The sequence below is a fragment of the Corallococcus praedator genome (genome assembly GCF_003612125.1).
Taxonomy (GTDB): domain Bacteria; phylum Myxococcota; class Myxococcia; order Myxococcales; family Myxococcaceae; genus Corallococcus; species Corallococcus praedator.
Genome location: NZ_RAWI01000154.1, coordinates 1 through 19915, shown reverse-complemented (window position 1 = coordinate 19915; position 19915 = coordinate 1). Strand labels below are relative to the sequence as shown.

Below are 19915 nucleotides of genomic sequence, written 5' to 3'. Positions count from 1 at the left end.
CCTCGGGGGGGCGCCCTCCCGGGGGGAGGGACGCCGTCAAGGAAACGTCGGAACGTCAGGGGAGGGACCGCGACGACTTCAAGGCAGCGTGCCGGAGGAGACCCAGCGATTGATGAGGGCGGTGCCCTGCGGATCCAACGGCCCGTCCGCCGGCATGCGCACGTCGCGCACCGCCGCGTTGATGAGCTGGGCGTTGGCCTTCCACAGTTCATACGTGTTCAGCGGCCGGCCGGGGTTGGTGCTGTCCGTGTGGCACTTGGCGCACCGGGCCTCGTGGATGGGCCGGATGTCACGCGCGTAGCTGGGGGTGGTGGTGAGCGGCTGGTAGGTGAAGGGCACCGCGCGGCGGGCCTCCGTGCCGTCCTCGAAGCGGGACACCACGGACAGCGTGTGGCTGCCCGGCGGCACGCTGGCGAACGAGAACGCCTTGAGCGTGGTGGCGTCCGCCTCCAGGCCGCCCATGCTGTAGTCGGGGCCGGCGGCCGGAACCTCCTCCGACTGATCCACCTGGAACGCGACGCTCTTGGGCGTGGAGCCCGGCGGCAGCGTGGCCCGGAGCACCAGCCCGTCATCCACCAACAGCATGCCCTGGTGCAGCCCCTGCACGCGCGGCACCGCGCCCTTGCTCACCGCCAGCGACTGCCCGTTGAGCTCCACCCACGCGCAGCCGCTCTCGTCCACCGCCAGCAGCGTCGGCGTCCCGGACGGCAGGCCTTCGGCCACGCCCCAGGTGCCCGCGTCCGCGTCGAAGACGAAGAGCTTCGTGTCCGAGCGGGCCCAGAGGAAGCGCCCCGCGGCCATCAACTGCTGGGGCCGGGACGGCAACTCCACCGTCGTCCAGCCTTCGGCGTTGCGGCGCAGCACGCGGGTGCTGGTGAGCACCCACACCTCGCCGGCGGTGCCGGTGCCGGCGCCCAGGCCCGCGAGCGCCTCCACCGTCTCACCGCCGGTGAGCGGCGCGTCGGTGCCGCGCACCTGGTAGACGCCCGGCGCGGACGCCACCACCACGTTGATCTTCCCCTGGCGCGCGAACCACAGGCCCGGCAGGCCGTCCTCCGCGGGCGCCGCCGTCATCGTGGTGATGCCGGAGAGGGCCTGTCCCGACAGCTTCAGCGACGCGAGCGTGCCTCCCTGGATCTGGAACAGCCCCGTGGGGTGCGCGAGCCACGCCGCGCCGTCCGCCGTCTGCGCGGTGGCGACGATGCCCGTGCCCAGCACCTGCTGCCACAAGGGTTCGATGAGCCAGCCCTGGTTCGCCAGGAACAGGCCCGTGTCCGTCTCCACCAGGGCGCTGTGCGGCCCCAGGCGGAAGGTCGCGAGCACGCTGCCCAACGTGGCGACGTTCTTCGGGTGCGGCGACAGGGCGGCCTTGCTGCCGTCCAGCCGCAGCCGCACGACGCCACCCGTGGTGGTGGCGAAGATGCCGCCGCCGGACTGGTCCGCGAAGCCACGGGCCGGCGCCAGCCCCTGGGAGCTTGGGACCTGGGTCGCGGTGAACGCCGCGGGCTTCGCCGGGTCGCTCCCCGGCGGGGCGTCCTCGCCACACGCGGCAACCAGCAGCGCGGCGCAGAGCAGGAGCGAGGAGGGGATGAAACGCGCCACGGAGGGGGAACCGTGGCGCGGCCAGGGACGCGAGGAGGGAGTGCTCATCAAGACTCAGGCAAGGATGAACCGCAGCGGGTCCACCCGCGTGATGCTGTAGTCCAGCTTCGCCGAGGCCAGCACCGTCGCGATGATGTGCTCGGGGAAGATGTTGGAACCGTTCGGATCATTGGCGCCGGTGCGCATGTCCACCATGCCGGGCGACATGCCGATGTCACCGCTGCGCCCCACCACCAGGTTGTGCTTGATGCCCGCGCCCATCAGCAGGCAGCTGTTGGACAGGTGGTGGTCGCGACCGCCCGTGGCGTTGATGGTGGGCGTGCGAGCGAACTCGCTGAACACCAGGATGGTCGTGTGGTCCATGAAGTTGCCGCCACCCGGATGCTGCGTGTTGCGCAGGTCCGTGACCAGCAGGTTGAGCGCGTCGAAGCCGGCGCGCTGGTTGCCTGCCTGGGTGAGCTGCGTGCCGAAGTGGGTGTCCAGGCCGCCCGCCAGGTTGATGGACACGCACTGGCTGATGCCCTTCTTCAGGGCGGTGGCCACCATGGCCGCGCGGCCGTTGGCGCTGTTGTACGGGTAGGCCTGTCCGTTGAGGCCGTAGGTGGCGCGCACCGCGTCGTTGGCCGCCAGGTTGAAGCGGAACGAGTCCGACAGCTTGTTGGCCATCACGGCCTGCATCTGTTCGCGGCTGTTCTCGTACGTCGTCCCCACGCCCCGGGCGGCGAACGCCTGCTCCTCGCAGGTGATGGGCATGCCGTTGAGGTCGAGGAGGCTCTTCTCGATTTCGCTGTCCAGCTGGCGGGCCGCCGAGGGCGGATCCAGCGTGAGCACCAGGTCCGCCAGGCCGCTGACGCGCAGCGCGTTGGCGTAGCCGCCGTAGCGGTCGTTGTACGACTCCACGTTCTGCGCGATGGACGGGATGGGCACCGCGGGCTTCATCTGCCCCACGATCTCCGTCGCGGTGGAGGAGCCGCGCGCCGCGCTGCCAATGGGCATCTTCCCGGTGAGGAAGTAGCGGTAGCCCACCTCGTGCGTGAGCGTGCTCATGTTGATGCCGCGCACCACGGTCATCAGGTCGTAGTGGTCGGACAGGTTGGGGCTGCGCACGTCTCCAATCGCCGGACCGAACGTCATCGTCGGAGCGCCCGCGCCCGCGCGCTCCTTGGGAACGATGGGCATCGTGGAGAAGCGCGCGTCGGTGGACAGCTGGTTGTAGCCCGGCACGATGCGCGTCTGGCTGACCTTGTCGTCCGTGAACTCGGTCGGGTCGCGGGGGTCGAACGCGAGCAGCTGGTCCCACCCGCCGGAGAAATAGACGAACACGAAGCAGCGGTCAGCGGGGGCCAGGTTGGTCGCCTGGGCCACCGCGCGGAAGGGGATGCCTCCCAGCAGCAGGGAGCCCATGAAGCCGGCTCCGGCCTTGAGGAAGGTGCGGCGCTCGGGGATGCGGAGGTCGTCTTGGCGCGTCTTCTTCATCGCGGGCACCAGAAGGTCAGTAGGTGATGAAGCGCGAGTCCGTCAGCATGGCGATGCACACGACCGCCAGCGCCTGGTCCCGCTTCTTGAGGGTTTCGGCACGGGCGGCGGCCTTGCGGAAGAAGGTCGCGTAGCGGGCCAGCTCTTCACCCGCCAGGGGCGCGCCCCAGAAGCGGGTGGACAGGTAGACGATGGTCTCGTTCACCTGCGCGTCCGTGAGCTTGGTCAAATCGCTCATGGGCGTAGGCAGCGTGCGGCCCAGCGTGCGCAGCGACAGGTCCGGCTGCGCGATGTCCTTCTGCGCCTGCGCGATGCACACCTTGCGCGCGCCGTCGTCCAGGAAGCGGGCGAAGACGAGGTTCGGCTCGGTGTTCTCCGTGGTGATGAGCGCGTAGTCCGCGCGGCCCAGCGACTGGGCCCGGGCCTCCAGCTCATCCCACTCCATGCCCACCGCGATCTTGATGGACTCCTTGAGCTGCGCGACGGTGAGCCGGCGCGCGGCGCGGCCCACGCTGCCCCCTTGCGCCTCCGGGTCCGGCAGCGGGTCGATCTGCGTGCCGCCCCCGTGCGGGTTTGGAACGGGGTCCAGCTGGGCATCCAGCGGGACGGGCTTGGCGGGGGCATCCACGGAGCCGCTGGTGCAGCCCGCTGCGAGCGCGAGAAGCGCGGTCAACACGAGGCGGCGCATCAGTCGATCCTCCGGTACGCGTCGGACATCACCACCTGCTCGATGAGGCCCTTCATGCTGTGGTTGTTCTTCGCGAAGTCCTGCGACAGCGTCTGCAGATACATCCGCTGTTCCTCGGTCGTCATCGCGCGGCCCAGGAACTCGTTCCACACGCGCTTGACGGTGCAGCGCTCCAGGTCGCCCGTCTCCATCATCCGCTTCACCAGCGTCTGGGGACCGCCCTCGATGTTCTGCTCCTCGGCCGGGGTGCGGTAGAGGTAGGTCTTCAGCAGGCCCAGCGAATTGGCGCCGTCGCCGTCGAAGGCCTGCATCACGTACTGGCTGCACTCGCCGCCGCAGTTGGTGTCACCGGCGATGGCGCAATCGCGGCACTTCGGATCCAGTCGGGGGAACTGCTCCGCCGACAGGAACAGCGCGGAGCGCTCCGCGTACCGGCCCCAGTGCGCGCCCGTGGGCTCGATGGTGGCGTGGCAGTAGTTGCAGCCGCAGCGCTTGGCCAGGTTGTTCTCCCGGTTGCAGGCGTCGTCCGGGGACGGGAGCGTGGCGTCCGCGGCCGGGGAGAAGTGCTTGCAGAGGAACGCCTCGTAGAACTCGTTCACGCGGGCGCGCTGCGTGGGGAAGCGGTAGAGGAACGCGGGGGTGGTGAGCACGCCGGAGTGGGTGTTGTCGCGCGTGTAGACCGCCCAGGTGGTCTTGTCGTCGTACGGCACGGCGGGCAGCGTGGCCACGTCCGCGGGCGCCTTCACGCTGAACACGGCCACGCCCTGCTTCTGCTTGTAGAACTCCGACAGCGGGCCGTTCACGAAGGAGCGGGAGGTGGTGAGGATGTTGAAGTAGGGCTCGTCGTTGCGCACCACCGAGTCGGTGATGAGCAGCGGCTCCTCGTTGAAGGCGGCGACGCGCGCGGTGTGCACATCGTTGATTTCGCAGCGGCGCATCCTGTCGCCACAGCCGCAGCTGCGGTCGCTGTTGAAGCGGCCCGTCTCACAGGACTCGCCCGTGTACGGGTTGGTGGCGCGGTCCTGCGCCTCCACGGCGCACACCTTCACCGGCTCCGTCGCGACGGACCAGTAGGGCTGCACGGTGGTCGTCACGTAGCCATCGCGCTGCACGCAGCCGCGCTGGGGCACCCAGGTGCCGTTGATGTTGTTGCGCCGGGCCAGGTCGAACGTGCAGCGCTCCAGCCGCTCCAGGTTCGGCTTCGTCTCCGGGTTCGGGTGCACGAAGGCCGTGATGACGCCCGTCTCCGGGAACGGCTTCAGCACGTTGGTGGAAGTCTTCGCCGGGTCCGGCAGGCACAGGTAGCCCACGGACTTGCCCGCGGTGCTGCTGTAGCGGTTGTCGCAGAAGTTCACGTACTTGCCGTGCGCCGCGCTGGCCTTCAGCGCGTTGCAGTCCGCGTACTTCAGCTCCGGCTCCGTGGAGGCCGGGTCCAGCAGGCGGCACTGGTAGAAGTTCGTGTCGTAGTCGTAGCTGACCGGCAGCGGCACGCCCTGCGCGTCGCGGCAGGTGGTGGGCGTCAGCGAGTGCCCGTCCTGCGGGTTCGCCTTGCAGGTGTCCTGGGCGATCTCCCCGTCACAGCGCTGGCTCTGGCCACCGCGCAGCGCGTTGGAGTTGTTGCCCGCGAAGCTCAACGGCGTGCCGGAGACCCGGTAGTCCCCGTTGCCGTTCACGCTGGAGTTGATGTTGGAGCGCAGAAGGGCGCGGTGGAACTCGCGCATCCGGGCGTAGAAGGGCTCCTGGCCCATCATCTGGCGGACGTCTTCCGCCGTGACGGAGCCCTTCGCCTGGAAGGTCTTGTACTCCTCGATGGTGGGCGGACGTCCCAGCAAATCGAGAGAAAGCTGACGAAGGTGCCGCTCCAAAGGAACTTTCGCCACGGGCGCACACACCGCTTCTTCAGCGGCTGCGGGCAGGGCGAGCAGGAGGGCGGCGCTCGCCAGAGGGGCAAGGCAACGCACGCTGAACACGGGAACCTCCGAGAGGGGGGTCGGGGGCGACGCGCAGGAGTATGAAGGAATTTCCGGTTTGATATCCAGTTGACCTAACCGATTCCATTCGGCCGACATGTGCGTCCATGTAGGTCGCCCCTCTGTGGAGGAGTTGCGTGCGGGACGGGCGGCGGGCCACAAGGGGGCATGTCCAACGCCGCGCTCGGGATGTCCCCCCCCTCGTCGCCGTCGCGCGACCGGTCGTTCTTCATCGCCATTGGCGTGGTGTCCGCCGGAGCGCTGGCGCTGCTGGCGTGGCTGCTGCTCATCCGCCGCGGTGGGGCGGGGGTGGGCGTGGATCTGCGCTTCATGCCGGCGGTGAACGCGGTGCTCAACGCGACGGCGGCGACGCTGCTCTTGGGCGGGTGGATCGCCATCAAGCGCGGCGCGCGCCGGGTGCACCAGAACCTGATGGTGAGTGCGTTCGCGGCGTCCGCGCTGTTCCTGGTGGGCTACCTCGCCTACCACTACGTGCACGGGGACACGCGCTACGTGGGCGACTTCCGGGGGCTGTACCTGACGCTGCTGGCCAGCCACGTGCTCTTGTCCATGCCGGTGCTGCCCCTGGCGCTCGTCGCCTTCTACTTCTCCTGGCGGCAGCAGTTCGCGCGGCACCGCAAGGTGACGCGGTGGCTGGCGCCCATCTGGCTCTATGTGTCGGTGACGGGCGTGGTGGTGTACTTCATGCTGCGCGGCGGCATCCCCGCGGTGTCCTGAGGCCCGGACACCGGGGCCGCGTCACCGCGCGGAGTGCGTGGGGCCCCCCGCCGGGGCTGCTCCCTGCGGGGGGGGCGTCGTCGGGAACACGCTGACCTGGAGGCCCCGGGGCAGGCGCACGATGAAGGTGGAGCCCTGGTTCTCCAGGCTCTCCACGGAGAGCGTGCCGCCGTGCAATTCCACCATGCGGCGCGCGCTGGCCAGCCCCACGCCGCTGCCGGACACGTCCTGGGACACGTTGCGGCCGCGGTGGAAGCGCTCGAAGACGAAGGGCAGGTCCGCCGCGGGGATGCCGATGCCCTGGTCCACCACGTAGAGCAGCACGTACCGCTGGGGTTCGTCGTCCTCCACCCCCAGGCGCACGGTGACGGTGGAGCCCGCGGCGCTGTATTTCACCGCGTTGCCCAGCAGGTTCTCCAGCACGCGCTCCAGGGCGTGCGCGTCCCAGTTGCCCGTGAAGTCACGGCCTTCGGGCGCCTCCAGGACGAAGACGTGGCGCGTCGCGGTGGCCTCCAGCTCGCGCACCTTGCCGTGCACCATGGCGAGCAGGTCCATGGGTTCGCGCTTGAGCGGACGCTCCTGACCGCGCGTCACCTCCAGGAAGTGGTCGATGAGTTCGCCCATGCGGTGCGCGGCGCGCACGATGTGGCCCAGGCGCGTCTCCAGCGCGGGCGTCATCACGGCGGCGGGGATCTGCCGGCGCAGCACCTGGGCGTTGAGCGTCATGATCTGCAGCGGCCCCTTGAGGTCGTGCGTCGCCAGGGAGAAGAGCTCGTCGCGCACGACCAGCGCGTCCCGGGCGGCGGCCTCGGCCCGCTCCGCGCGCAGGCGGCGCTCTTCCAGCTCGCGCGTCATGCGCACCGTGTCCACGGCGGCCCTCAGGCTGCGGCGCAGGCGCTCCGGGCTGAAGGCCTCCTTGACCAGGTAGTCCTGGGCGCCGGCCTTCATGGCGTCCACCGCCACGCGCTCGTTGCCGCTGCCGGTGAGCACCACCACGGCGGGGATGGCGGGCAGGCCCAGCGCCGCGAGCTGCTGGAGCAGGGCCACGCCGTTCATCCCGGGCAGGTGGTAGTCGAGCAGCATCGCGTCCGCGGAGTGTTGGGACAGGTACGTCAGGGCCTCCTCCGCGGAAGCCACCTGCGCCACCTCCCACTTCATGTCCGGATCCTTCGCGAGCGCGCGGCTGACCGCGATGCGGTCCGACATGCCGTCGTCGACCAGGAGGACGCGCAGGGTCATGCGCCCTGCTCTTCCGGCGCGGGCAGGCGCGCGGCCTTGAACCAGAAGGCGTGCAGCGCCTCCGCGGTGGCCTGGAGCTGGGGACCGACCTCCGGCTTGAAGAGGTAGCTGTTGGCGCCGTCCGCGTAGGCGCCGTCCACGTCCTCCGCCGCCAGCGAGCTGGAGAAGATGATGACCGGGATGCGGCGCAGGTCCGGATCCGCCTTCACCTGCGTCAACACATCGCGCCCGCTGATGCCGGGCATGTGCATGTCCAGGAGGACGAGCGCGGGCCGCGTCGCGTCCGCGTAGGCGCCCCGCTGGTAGAGGTAGTCCAGGGCGCTCTCGCCGTCGCGCACGCGCACCACCGGCACGGGCAGCGGCAGCCGCCGCGCGATGCGCTGCAGCGCCTCCGCGTCCGGATCACTGTCTTCCACCAGCAGCAGCGGGCTCATCCTCGGGGTTCCTCGCCAAGCGTGAAGAAGAAGGTCGATCCCTGCCCTGGCGCGGAGTCCACCCACAACGTCCCCCCATGCAATGCCACCAGGCGCCGTGCGATGGCCAGCCCCGCGCCGCTGCCCCCGCCAAATGCCTGCGCGGGGTGCAGGCGACGGAACAGTTCAAAGATGGCCTCGTGGAATTGGGGGGCAATCCCGATGCCCGGGTCCTTCACGAAGAAAAGGTAGGGCGCCGAGACATGCCGCGCCGCCTCCGGACGCGCTTCGCCCGGTCCGAAGTAGCCCACCTCCACCCAGCGGGGCTCGGTTGTCTGGTACTTGGCCGCGTTGGAGATGAGGTTGGCCCAGACCTGGCGGATGCGCACGGGGTCGCAGGCGACGGTGGGCAGGCGGCGGGGCAGGCGCAGCTCCACCTTCCCCTCCTCCAGCCGCGCGCCCAGCGTGCGCACCACGTCGTCCACCAGGGCCTGCTGGTCCGTCACCTCCCACCCCAGCTCCAGCCTGCCCATGCGGCTGTACTCGAAGAGGTTGTCGAGCAGGTCGTGCGTGCGCTTCGCCAGCCACGCCAGCGCGTCCAACTGCGAGCGCCCGGTCTCTCCCAGCGTGGCGCCGAAGTCCTCCTGGAGGAAGGAGCTGTATTGGAGGATGCCGCGCAGCGGCTCCTTGAGGTCGTGCGCCACGGTGCCACCGAAGGCGTCCAGCTCCGCGTTGGAGCGGGCCAGCTCACGCGACAGGCGGGCCACCTCCTCGGCCTGCCGCAGCACCACGCCCACCAGGGCGCCCTTGAGCGCGCGCGCCGCCTCCAGGTCCTCCACGGACCACGGCAGCGACGCGTCCCGCACCTCCTCGCGCCACACCTCGAAGGAGGCGCGGGGGTGCAGCCGCGCGTGCCCCGGCTCCGGGCGCACGGGCTTGTTCGGATTGCCGGCCCACGACACGGTGCGCGCCACCTCCGGCCGGAACCACAGCGCGAAGTGCGGCACCGCCGGGTCCAGGCGCACGGCCAGCAGGCCCGCGGCCACCTCCGCGCGTGAGGCCAGCGGCGCGTAGACGTCTCCCAGGCGGTCCACGTGGAGGAGGTCGTCCGGAAGCTCCTGCCGCGACAGCCACGCCACCAGGGCGAGCACCTCCTCCTGCGACGGCGTGTCCCCCAGCAGCAACGGAGCGCCGCCCGGAAGGCCCGCGCTCGCGCCCAGCACCAGCGCGACGCCCGTGGCGCCGGTGAGGTCCATCAGGAGCGGGGCCTGCGCCTCCAGGGCCCGGGCGGGGCTGCGCTCGCCCAGGCCCGGCACCACGAGGACATCCAGCAGCGACGCGCGCCGCGCGCGGGCCGCGGACTCCACGGCGCGCTCCTCCGCGGAGAGCTGGAGCGACAGCAACCGCGCCAGCACCTCGCACGCCTGACGCCGCGCGGCCGACACGCCCCGGGGCGACAGGTGATGGCAGGCCATGAGCCCCCAGAGCTGCCCGTCCTTCAGCAGCGACACGCTGAAGGACGCGCCCACGCCCATGTTGCGCAGGTACTCCAGGTGGATCTCCGACACGCTGCGCAGCGCCGCGCCGGACAGGTCCAGCGGACGGTCCGTCCCTGGCAGCGTGGCGGGGACGAGCCCCACGACCTTCGCGTTCACGTCCGCGATGAGGCGCAGGGGGTTGCGCGTGTACAGGGCGCGCGCCTGCACCGGGATGTCGCTTGCCGGGAAGTGCAGGCCCATGAAGCGGTCGATGCCCTCGCGCACGCTTTCGGCCACCACCTCGCCGTGGAAGTCCGCGTGGAAGCGGTACACCATCACCCGGTCGTAGCCGATGAGCGCGCGCACCGCGTTCGCGGCCTCCTGGAGCAGCGCGGCCGCGCCCTTCGCCCGCGCCAGCGGCGACACCAGCCGGTGCACCGCGGTCAGCGCGTCCTCCTCCGCGCTCGCGTCCTCCTCCGCCAGGGGCTCCAGCTCCAGCACCCGCAGGCCGTCGCTCTCATGCAGGAGCGCGGAGCACCGGCGCCCGCCCACCTCCACGTTGACGGGCCCCAGGGCCACGCCCGCCTCCACGCGCGCCAGCACCTCGCGGGACACGATGCGGCCCAGGGGCTGGCCCACGAGCGCATCCGGCCCCACGCCGAGCAGCGCGGCCGCGTTGGAGCTCACCACGGCGATGGTCCCGCCGGCCTTGTCGAAGGCGACGAGCACCCCCCGGGGCTGGATGCCGCCCAGCAGGTGGATGGGTTCACGGTCGCAGACCGTGAGGTCTGCATCAGAGACGGACGGGGACATCGTTCTCCCGCATCAACCAGCCAGTGAAGGCGTCGAAGGTGTCGCGGGCGCCCTGGACGACGGCCGCATCGAAGGTGGCGGAGGCCGCCCGTTCGGACGCCTGGGTGATGACGTCGCCGAAGGCCCGCCACATGGGGCCCACCTGATCGCCGTAGGCCCGGAAGAAGGCGAAGGTGCCCACGCGCGCGTCCGCTCCAAAGTGGCGCGTCAGGTGGCGCAGGATGAGCTGGCCGCCCAGCGTGGAGCCCTCCAGCACGTACGCGCAGCCCAGCGCCTCGGCGAGCCCCGGCAGGGACGGCAGCGCCAGGGCGCGCGGCAGCCGTGCGAGCGAGGCCGTGTCATGGCCCAGGGCGCGCAGGTCCTCCTCCAGGAGCGGCACCTTCCAGCGCGACCCGAGCGACAGCGCGGGTCCCACCGCCGACAGGGGGCCGGCGAGCCGCGCCTCCAGGGGCACGTAGAGGCCGTAGAAGTCTTCCAGATGACGCTGGTAGTCGCCGGGCGTCAGGTGCGCGTCCATCAGGCGCACCACGCCCTCCGTGCGCTCGTGATGAGGGCGCGTCTCCACCTTCAGCCGCTGCAGGAGTCCCAAGGTCCATCAAGGATGTGAAGCAGCGCGACATGGGGAAACAACCAACTGACGTAAATGTTGGCAGTTCATCCGTTCATCCGGGGCCCGCGGGGTGGGCTCGACGCGCGCTACAGGATGTTTCACGGGCCCGTCCCCCCGGCCCCACTCCGCTTGAGGCACCAACCCCCTGAGCCACCCCGTCTTTACGGGGTGCGACACGGCGCGTTAGCCTGCAAGCTCCACAGCTTGGCTTCCCGTGTCATTGGCGGGAAAAGGGGTCCACACGATGTCGTTCACCCTCCCGCGGCGCTACGGCCTGTATGAGCCGGAGACCGAGCACGACGCGTGCGGCGTGGGGTTCGTGGCCCACCTCAGGGGTCAGCGCTCGCGCGGCATCGTGGAGGACGCGCTGGAGCTGCTCAACCGGCTGAGCCACCGCGCCGCGGCGGGACGCGACCCGGAGACGGGCGACGGCGCCGGCATCCTGGTGCAGCTGCCCCACCGCTTCTTCAACCACGAGGCCCCGAAGCTGGGCTTCGAGCTGCCCCCGCGCCGCCAGTACGGCGTGGCGCAGGTGTTCCTGCCGCCGGAGGCGGAGGCGCGCCGCGCGTGCGAGGCGCTCTTCGAGGACGTGGTGGAGGAGGAGGGCCAGCGGCTGCTCGGCTGGCGGGATGTCCCGGTGGCCCCGGAGGAGCTGGGGTCGCTGGCCCGGCAGGTGGCGCCGGTCATCCGGCAGCTCTTCATCGCGCGCCGCCGCGTGGTGCCCAGCGCCTTCGAGCGCAAGCTCTACCGCATCCGCAAGCTGGTGGAGAACCGCGTGCTGGCGCGCGGCGTGGATCCGCAGGGGCGCTTCCACGTGGCCAGCTGTTCGTCGGAGACGCTCATCTACAAGGGGCTCTTGCTGCCCCGGCAGCTGCCGCGCTTCTACGCGGACCTGCGGCACCCGGAGTTCGTCAGCGCGCTGGCGCTGGTGCACTCGCGCTTCTCCACCAACACGTTCCCCACGTGGGAGCTGGCGCAGCCCTTCCGCTTCATCGCGCACAACGGCGAAATCAATACACTGCGTGGCAACCGCAACTGGATGACCGCGCGGCGCGGCCTGCTCCAGACGGCGAAGCTGGGCGGCAGCCTGGAGCCCCTGTGGCCCATCATCGTGCCGGGCAAGAGCGACTCCGCGCAGTTCGACAACATGGTGGAGCTGCTCTACCTGGGCGGCCGCACCCTGCCCCACGCCATGATGATGATGATCCCGGAGGCGTGGGAGGCCCACAAGCAGATGAGCGACGAGCGTCGCGCCTTCTACGAGTACTCCGCGTCGCTGCTGGAGCCGTGGGACGGGCCGGCGGCCATCGCGTTCACGGACGGGCAGCTCATTGGCGCCACGTTGGATCGCAACGGCCTCAGGCCCGCGCGCTACCTGGTGACGGAGGATGACCGCATCATCCTGGCGTCGGAGACGGGCGTCATCGACGTGCCCCCGTCGCAGGTGCGCCGCAAGGGTCGGCTGACGCCGGGCCGCATGCTGCTGGTGGACACCACCGAGGGGCGCATCATCGAGGACGAGGAGGCCAAGCGCGAAATCACCATGCGCTGGCCGTACCGGCGCTGGCTGCAGCGCAACGTCTTCACCTTCGAGGACCTGCCCGCCGTCCCCGCGCCGGACCGCTTGAAGGGGGAGGCGCTGTGGCGGTTGCAGCGCGCGTTCGGCTTCACGGACGAGGACGTGCGCACCACGCTGGTCCCCATGGCGGAGACGGGCAAGGAGCCCACGGGCTCCATGGGCACCGACACGCCGCTCGCGGTGCTGAGCGACCAGGCCCCCACCCTCTTCAACTACTTCCACCAGCTCTTCGCGCAGGTGACGAACCCGCCCATCGACCCGCTGCGCGAGGCGCTGGTGATGACGCTGGCCACCGCGCTGGGCCCGGAGGGCAACACCTTCGAGGAGACGCCCGAGCAGTGCCACCGGCTGTCCTTGCCCGGCCCCATCCTGACCAATGGGCAGCTGGCGCGGCTCGCGAACCTGCGCGGCGACACGGGCCTGTTCGAGCCGCGCACGCTGAGCCTGCTGTACCCGCACGCGGGCGGCGCGGCCACGGCGCTGGAGGTCGCGGTGGAGCGGCTGTGCATGGCGGCGGTGGACGCGGTGGACGCGGGCGCGAGCGTGCTCGTGCTGAGCGACCGGGGCGTGGACGCGGCGCACGCGGCCATCCCGGCGCTGCTGGCGGTGTCCGCGGTGCACCAGCGGCTGGTGCGCGACGGCACCCGCATGTACACGGGCATCGTCCTGGAGACGGCGGAGCCGCGCGAGGTGCACCACTTCGCGTGCCTCTTCGCCTACGGCGTGTCCGCGGTGAACCCGTACCTCGCGCTGGACACGCTGCGCGCGCTGGCGGACGCGGGCGAGCTGAAGACGGACGAGGACAAGGCCCAGGCGCAGTACCTCCACGCGCTGGAGGAGGGCCTGCTCAAGGTGATGTCCAAGATGGGCATCTCCACGCTCCAGTCGTACCGAGGCTCGCAGCTCTTCGAGGCGGTGGGCCTCCAGCGCGGGCTGATTGAGAAGCACTTCACCGGCACGCCGTCCCGCATCGAAGGGGTGGGCCTGCCGGAGCTGGGGCGGGAGGTCTCCGAACGGCACGCGCGCGGCTTCGGCCTGGCGGCGGACGGCGAGGAGGGCCTGCTCCCGGTGGGCGGGCAGTTCCGCTGGCGCCGGCAGGGCGAGCGCCACAAGTGGAACCCGGCCACGGTGGCGAAGCTCCAGGCGGCGGTGCGCGCGGACGACGCGGCGGCGTTCCAGGAGTACTCGAAGCTGGCGGACGACGAGACGCGCGAGCACAGCAACCTGCGCGGCCTGCTGGACGTGGTGACGGAGGGCTGCACGCCGGTGCCGCTGGAGGAGGTGGAGCCCGCGCTGGAGCTGGCGCGCCGGTTCGTCACCGGGGCCATGTCCTTCGGCTCCATCAGCGCGGAGGCGCACGAGACGCTGGCCATCGCGATGAACCGGCTGGGCGGCAAGTCCAACAGCGGCGAGGGCGGCGAGGAGGCGCGGCGCTACACGAAGGAGCCCAACGGCGACTCGCGCCGCAGCGCCATCAAGCAGGTGGCCAGCGCGCGCTTCGGCGTCACCGCCGAGTACCTCATCAACGCGGACGAGCTGCAGATCAAGATGGCCCAGGGCGCCAAGCCCGGCGAGGGCGGACAGCTCCCGGGCCACAAGGTGGATGAGAGAATCGCGCGCGTGCGCTGGTCCACGCCGGGCGTGACGCTCATCTCCCCGCCGCCGCACCACGACATCTACTCCATCGAGGACCTGGCGCAGCTCATCTACGACCTCCAGTCCGTCAACGCGAAGGCGCGCGTGAGCGTGAAGCTGGTGAGCGAGGTGGGCGTGGGCACCATCGCCGCGGGCGTCGCCAAGGCGGGCGCCAGCGCCGTGGTCATCGCGGGCTACGAGGGCGGCACGGGCGCCTCTCCCCTCTCCAGCCTCCAGCACGCGGGCCTGCCGTGGGAGCTGGGGCTGGCGGAGACGCAGCAGGTGCTGGTGCAGAACGGCCTGCGCTCGCGCGTGCGCGTGCAGGTGGACGGCGGCCTGCGCACCGCGCGCGACGTGCTGGTGGCGGCGCTCCTGGGCGCGGAGGAGTTCGGCCTCGCCACCGCGAGCCTCGTGTCCGTGGGCTGCATCATGCTGCGCAAGTGCCACCTCAACACCTGCTCGGCGGGCATCGCCACGCAGGACCCGGCGCTGCGCGAGCGCTACCAGGGCACCCCGGAGAACGTGGTGAGCTTCTTCACGATGCTCGCCGAGGACCTGCGCCGGCAGATGGCGCAGCTGGGCATCCGCCGGCTGGATGACCTGGTGGGCCGCGTGGACCTCTTGCGCCAGCGCACGGCGGTGGACCACTGGAAGGCGCGCAAGGTGGACCTGTCCGCGCTGCTCGCCGCGCCGGCCGCGCCGGCCACCGAGCCCCGGCACTGCGTGGTGCCGCACCGCAAGGACGTGTCGGACCACCTGGACCACGAGCTGCTGGCGAAGGCGCAGTCGGTGCTTTCGGGCGGGCCTCCGCTGCTGCTCAACCTGCCGGTGGCGAACACGCACCGCGCGGTGGGCGCCATGCTGTCGGGAGAGATTGCCCGCCGCCACGGCGCGCAGGGGCTGCCGGACGGGAAGCTGCGGGTGAAGCTGAAGGGCTCCGCGGGCCAGAGCTTCGGCGCGTTCCTGGCCGCGGGGGTGACGCTGGAGCTGGAGGGCGACACCAACGACTACCTGGGCAAGGGCCTGTCCGGCGGACGCGTCATCGTCTATCCGCCCGAGGGCAGCCGCTTCGTGTCGGAGGAGAACGTGCTCGTGGGCAACACGGTGCTCTACGGGGCGACGGCCGGCGAGGTGTACCTGCGGGGGCTCGCGGGCGAGCGCTTCGCGGTGCGCAACAGCGGCGCGCAGGCGGTGGTGGAGGGCGTGGGCGACCACGGGTGTGAATACATGACGGGCGGCGTGGTGGTGGTGCTGGGCGCCACGGGCCGCAACTTCGCGGCGGGCATGAGCGGCGGCACGGCCTACGTGCTGGACCGCGACCGCTCCTTCCGCGAGCGCTGCAACCTGGAGATGGTGGAGCTGGAGTCGCTGGTGGACGAGTCCGAAATCTGGCTCGTGCACGGGATGATCGAACGCCACCTGCACCACACCGGCAGCACGCTGGCGCGGCGGGTGCTCGACAACTGGGAGCTGATGGTGCCGCAGTTCATGAAGGTGATGCCCACCGACTACAAGCGCGTGCTCCAGGCGCGGCGCGCGGCCCGGCGTCCGCCACCGGCCGCGGGCGTGCAGCAGCTCCACGTCGTCGGCGGGGGGGGCTGAAGCGATGGGCAAGCCCACGGGTTTCGTCGAGTGGCCGCGCGTCCCCGCCCCCAAGCGGGAGAAGGCGGAGCGCCTGGAGGACTGGCGCGAATTGCACCTGGCGCTTGCGCCCGAGGAGGCGAAGCGGCAGGCGGGGCGCTGCATGGACTGTGGCGTGCCCTTCTGTCACCAGGGCTGTCCGCTGGGAAACCTCATCCCGGACTTCAACGACGCGGTGTACCGGGGCCAGTGGAAGGAGGCGTACCAGGTGCTCAGCCGCACCAACACCTTCCCGGAGTTCACCGGCCGGCTGTGCCCCGCGCCGTGCGAGGCCGCGTGCGTGCTGGCCATCGACCGGGACGCGGTGACCATCGAGCAGTTGGAGAAGGAGATCTCCGAGCGCGCCTTCGCGGAGGGCTGGGTGAAGGCCCGGCCTCCGGCGCGCAGGACGGGCAGGCGCGTGGCGGTGGTGGGCTCCGGCCCCGCGGGGCTCGCGGCGGCCTCCCAGCTCAACGCGGCCGGGCACACCGTGACGGTGTACGAGAAGGACCCGCGAGCGGGGGGACTGCTGAGATACGGCATCCCGGACTTCAAGCTGGAGAAGTCGGTGTTGGACCGGCGCCTCGCGCTGATGGAGGCGGAGGGCATCGTCTTCCGCACGGGCGAGGACGTGGGCGCGACGACGGGCTACCGCGCGCTGCGCGAGCAGTACGACGGCGTGGTGCTGGCGCTGGGCGCGCGGCGGGCCCGCGAGCTGGACGTCCCGGGCCGCGAGCTGTCCGGCGTGCTGCAGGCGATGGAGTACCTGGAGCACCAGAACCGGGTGGTGACGGCGGGCGCGACGCCGGACGCGCGGCTGGAGGCGACGGGCAAGCGGGTCATCATCCTGGGCGGCGGCGACACGGGCTCGGACTGCCTGGGCACGGCGCTGCGCCAGGATGCGCAAAGCGTGATGCAGGTGGAGCTGCTGCCCGCGCCCCCGTCGGTGCGCGCGAAGGAGAACCCGTGGCCGCGCTGGCCGCTGGTGTTCCGCACGTCCACCAGCCAGGAGGAGGGCGGCGAGCGCGCCTTCGCGCTCCTGACGAAGCGGCTGGAGGGCGAGGACGGCCAGCTCAAGCGCCTGCACGCCGTGCGCGTGGAGGTGCAGCGCGAGCCCGGCGGCGCGATGAAGCTGCTGGAGGTGCCGGGGTCCGAGCAGGTGTTCGACGTGGACCTGCTGGTGCTGGCCATGGGCTTCACCGGACCGGAGACGGGCCCGCTGGCGGAGGAGCTGGGCGTGAAGCTGTCGCCGCGCGGCACGGTGCAGGTGGACGCGAGGTTCGCCACCTCCGCGCCGGGCGTGTACTGCGCGGGCGACGCGAGCCGGGGCGCGAGCCTCATCGTCTGGGCGCTCGCGGACGGCCGTGAGGCGGCGCGCGCGCTGGACACGTGGCTGTCCGGCACGGCGTCCGTGCTGCCCACGCGCGGACAGGACTGCGCGTTCTGACGCGACGGACTGGGGCCCCTTCTTCGCCCTCGCGCGCGAAGGGGCCCGGGCGCGGCCTCAGTGGACGAAGACCTCCGGCGGACGGAGGAAGCTGAGCGGCGCGTCCCAGAAGTCCTCCTTGAACGCAGGGCGCAGCTCCAGGAGCCGCGTCACCATCTCGACGTCGCGGATGGGCCCCACCTTGAACGGCGGCGCCTGTGCCCCGGGGGACACGTCCAGGGGCACCGCCCCGGTGAGCTCCTCCATCCGCTCCAGGAAGCCCGCATCCAGCCCCCGGAAGCGTCCACACAGGGAGCAGGTGGCGACGTCATAGAGCAGTTCGTGCCGGCGCTGCAGGTCCGCGAAGGACCACGACGTCACCGCGGCGCCGAACTGCGCGTCCGGGACGCTGAACATGAGGCCGGGGCCGCCGCCCGTCAGGAACCTGGACAGCCTCGCCGGGATGCCTGACGTGGGGCTGATGTGCGTGAAGGCGGTGTTGTTGACGCCGGAGAAGTCATTGGTGCCGGTGTCCTTGAAATGGCAGCCGTTGCAGGTGTTGAGGGAGAACGCCTTGCGCGCGCAGACCTCGCTGGCGTCGGTCGCGGAGGCACCGTGGGCGGCCCAGTGCGTGGGCGGGGCCACCAGCGCGTTGGCCCCCTGGAATGACCTGCCCTTGAACCGGTAGGGCACGGCGTACTTCGCGGTGCACCGGTTGGGAATCACCACCGGCAGTTCGAGCCCGCCCTTCACCTGCGTCCGCACGAAGAGGTCCACGTCGTCGTCCATCTGGGAGTCGTGGGCCGCGTCGTCGGGCGTCAGCGACAGCGTGTGGGGCCGCAGGAAGCCGTGAGCGGGCGTGTCGGTGCCGTTGGCGGGGTTCTCGTCCGTCAGCCGGAACTCCCGCAGCTCCCAGGGCCGGCCCTGGGTCGCGCCCAGGACGGCTTCATTGGTGCGCAGTTGGTTGAGCGCGCTCAAGTTGCCCTTGCCAGCGGCCATTCCGTACAGGACGACGCTCTCGGTCATCGCGGTGAGCTGCGCGCGGTAGGCCGCGTCGAAGGAGGGGTGGTTGCCCAGCATCGCCCACTGCCGCGCCCAGGCGACGACCGTCGCGCACCCCGTGCCGGGCACCCCGTACTCGAAGATGACGGTGAAGGGCTTGAGGTTGCACGTCGCCTCCGTCCCGCCGCTGCCCCAGGGCGAGGGCCGCGTCAGGCCGAAGACGAAGCGCAGCTCGCCAGCGTTGGCCTGACGTCCGTAGCCACCTCCCTGGGTGTTGCCCAGGTCCAGGCGGTTGACGATGGCCAGCAGCCGGAAGGGCGCGATGCCCAGGTCCAGGGGCTTGTTGAGCTGGACCTCCCAGCGGCCCGTGCTGGCATTCTGCAGGAGGGAGGATTGCGCCCCGCTGGCCGTGGCCCAGGGGGCAATCACTTCGTCATACATCTTCCGGCGCGCTGGAACGGTGTCGCCGTTGAGGGTGAAGTCATTGAGCCAACTGGACAGCCATTGCGTCACGAAGGCCTCCGGGCTGGCGCCGGAGCCCATGGCCATCTGCCGCATGAGGTGGGCGAAGGTCCACCTGCCGCCCTTCGTACCAGCGCCGGTACAGGGGTCCCACGTGCGAGCCGAATCCAACACCACGGCCGGGTCCCGGACGAGCAGCGTGCGCTCCCACCCCGCCTGGGTGGAGACCGGCACCTGCGGGCAGTAGGACAGGGGAGTCAGGCTCCCATCCCGGAAGCTCCGGGCGTCCGCCGGGAGGCCCATGAAGCGCGCGGACGGGTGGCGACCGTTGAACAGGAGGGTCTCCCGGGTGACCGCTCCGAACTCGCCCCGGGCCACCCGCGTCTCGCTTCCCACCCGGCGCAGCAGCTCCGAATCCGGGAGGTGCGAGAAGAGGGTGAAGAAGTCGGGGCCCGGGCTCGTGGGAATGGCGCCCAGTCGGGCCAGGGTGTCGGAGCGGAACAGGACCATGGGCGCCCGCGGGTCTCCCACCACGCGCACCAGGCTCTCCGCGAGTTCTCTGTTGGACGGGGGCGGCAGCTTCACGTGCACGGCCGTCGTCTCCCCCAACGGCGTGGGCCGCTCCAGCTTCTGGGCGAAGACGCTGATGACCGGGCCGGCCTCCACGGCCGGCAGCTCGCGCAGTCCGGACGAGGCGCCGCCGGACGCCTCGATCCGGGTCGGGTGCGACGCCGGCACTTCTTCAACGGGTGTTGGCTCCTTCGCACAGGCGCTGAGCGCCAGCAGGGCGCCCAGCAGCCACGGCGATCCGGTCCGACACACCCTCAATGCCTTGCGTTCCAACGACATCCACGCCTCCTCAGTGAAGCCATCCTCGCGGCCGAGGACTGGCACTCACTCGACGCACGCGGCGCCGCGCCAATGGCAGACGCGGAGAATCCCCACTAGTGCGAAGTTGGGAGCAAGACAGGGAACGCCGGGATTGATATTCATTGCGTGCCTGCGCATCCCCTTCCCGACAGGGGCCGGCCTCACGGGGCCACGCGAGGCCAGGAACACGTCGGGGCCCACCCGCGTGAAGCGAGGGGCCCCGTGTCGCGCGGCATCGACGTGGGAGGAGGGCCTACGCGGGCACGGGCTCCGACGGGGCCTGCTCCTCGGGGG

The 19915-nt window shown here is 71.2% G+C and carries 12 protein-coding genes; 3 read left to right on the top strand and 9 right to left on the bottom strand.

The genetic code is table 11. The features are described from left to right. Positions 1 to 78: 78 nt before the first annotated feature. The 4 genes from D7Y13_RS20480 to D7Y13_RS20465 are packed head-to-tail and all read right to left on the bottom strand — an operon-like array spanning position 79 to position 5736. On the bottom strand, positions 79 to 1602 hold the full coding sequence (locus tag D7Y13_RS20480; protein WP_120584906.1) for a hypothetical protein: 1524 nt from the start codon (positions 1600 to 1602) through the stop codon (positions 79 to 81). A gap of 54 nt (positions 1603 to 1656) precedes the next feature. Beyond that, complete coding sequence (locus D7Y13_RS20475; protein ID WP_120535565.1) at positions 1657 to 3078, bottom strand: DUF1501 domain-containing protein; 1422 nt, start codon at positions 3076 to 3078, stop codon at positions 1657 to 1659. Positions 3079 to 3094: 16 nt separating this feature from the next. After that, positions 3095 to 3766 (bottom strand): hypothetical protein, encoded by a 672-nt coding sequence (locus D7Y13_RS20470; RefSeq protein ID WP_120584904.1) that lies wholly within the window; start codon positions 3764 to 3766, stop codon positions 3095 to 3097. After that, entirely contained in the window at positions 3766 to 5736 is a 1971-nt protein-coding gene (locus D7Y13_RS20465) for a DUF1585 domain-containing protein (RefSeq protein WP_120535563.1), read from the bottom strand. The genes D7Y13_RS20470 and D7Y13_RS20465 overlap by 1 nt, the downstream gene beginning before the upstream one ends. A 168-nt stretch (positions 5737 to 5904) precedes the next feature. Here D7Y13_RS20465 and D7Y13_RS20460 point away from each other — a divergent pair, with 168 nt between their 5' ends. Beyond that, positions 5905 to 6474, top strand: a complete 570-nt coding sequence (locus tag D7Y13_RS20460) for a DUF420 domain-containing protein (protein ID WP_120584903.1) — start codon at positions 5905 to 5907, stop codon at positions 6472 to 6474. A 21-nt stretch (positions 6475 to 6495) separates the two neighbouring features. On the opposite strand, the gene D7Y13_RS20455 is transcribed toward D7Y13_RS20460, so the two are convergent. Genes D7Y13_RS20455 through D7Y13_RS20440 form a run of 4 tightly spaced genes read right to left on the bottom strand, consistent with a single transcriptional unit; the run spans position 6496 to position 11006 of the window. Next, a complete protein-coding gene (locus D7Y13_RS20455; protein ID WP_120584902.1) occupies positions 6496 to 7713 on the bottom strand; it encodes a hybrid sensor histidine kinase/response regulator in 1218 nt (405 codons plus the stop codon). Continuing rightward, positions 7710 to 8147 (bottom strand): response regulator, encoded by a 438-nt coding sequence (locus D7Y13_RS20450; RefSeq protein ID WP_120584901.1) that lies wholly within the window; start codon positions 8145 to 8147, stop codon positions 7710 to 7712. The genes D7Y13_RS20455 and D7Y13_RS20450 overlap by 4 nt, the downstream gene beginning before the upstream one ends. Then, complete coding sequence (locus D7Y13_RS20445; protein WP_120584900.1) at positions 8144 to 10417, bottom strand: ATP-binding protein; 2274 nt, start codon at positions 10415 to 10417, stop codon at positions 8144 to 8146. The genes D7Y13_RS20450 and D7Y13_RS20445 overlap by 4 nt, the downstream gene beginning before the upstream one ends. Continuing rightward, positions 10398 to 11006 (bottom strand): biliverdin-producing heme oxygenase, encoded by a 609-nt coding sequence (locus tag D7Y13_RS20440; protein WP_233595779.1) that lies wholly within the window; start codon positions 11004 to 11006, stop codon positions 10398 to 10400. The genes D7Y13_RS20445 and D7Y13_RS20440 overlap by 20 nt, the downstream gene beginning before the upstream one ends. A gap of 265 nt (positions 11007 to 11271) precedes the next feature. Between D7Y13_RS20440 and gltB the strand changes: the two genes are divergently transcribed. Together gltB and D7Y13_RS20430 are read left to right on the top strand one after the other, a co-directional pair. Then, positions 11272 to 15843, top strand: a complete 4572-nt coding sequence (gene gltB / locus D7Y13_RS20435) for a glutamate synthase large subunit (RefSeq protein WP_120584899.1) — start codon at positions 11272 to 11274, stop codon at positions 15841 to 15843. 4 nt (positions 15844 to 15847) lie between these two features. Next, positions 15848 to 17308 (top strand): glutamate synthase subunit beta, encoded by a 1461-nt coding sequence (locus D7Y13_RS20430; protein ID WP_120535557.1) that lies wholly within the window; start codon positions 15848 to 15850, stop codon positions 17306 to 17308. 57 nt (positions 17309 to 17365) lie between these two features. Here the strand turns inward: D7Y13_RS20430 and D7Y13_RS20425 are convergent, their stop codons facing one another. After that, a complete protein-coding gene (locus tag D7Y13_RS20425; RefSeq protein WP_120584898.1) occupies positions 17366 to 19600 on the bottom strand; it encodes a hypothetical protein in 2235 nt (744 codons plus the stop codon). Positions 19601 to 19915 lie beyond the last annotated feature (315 nt).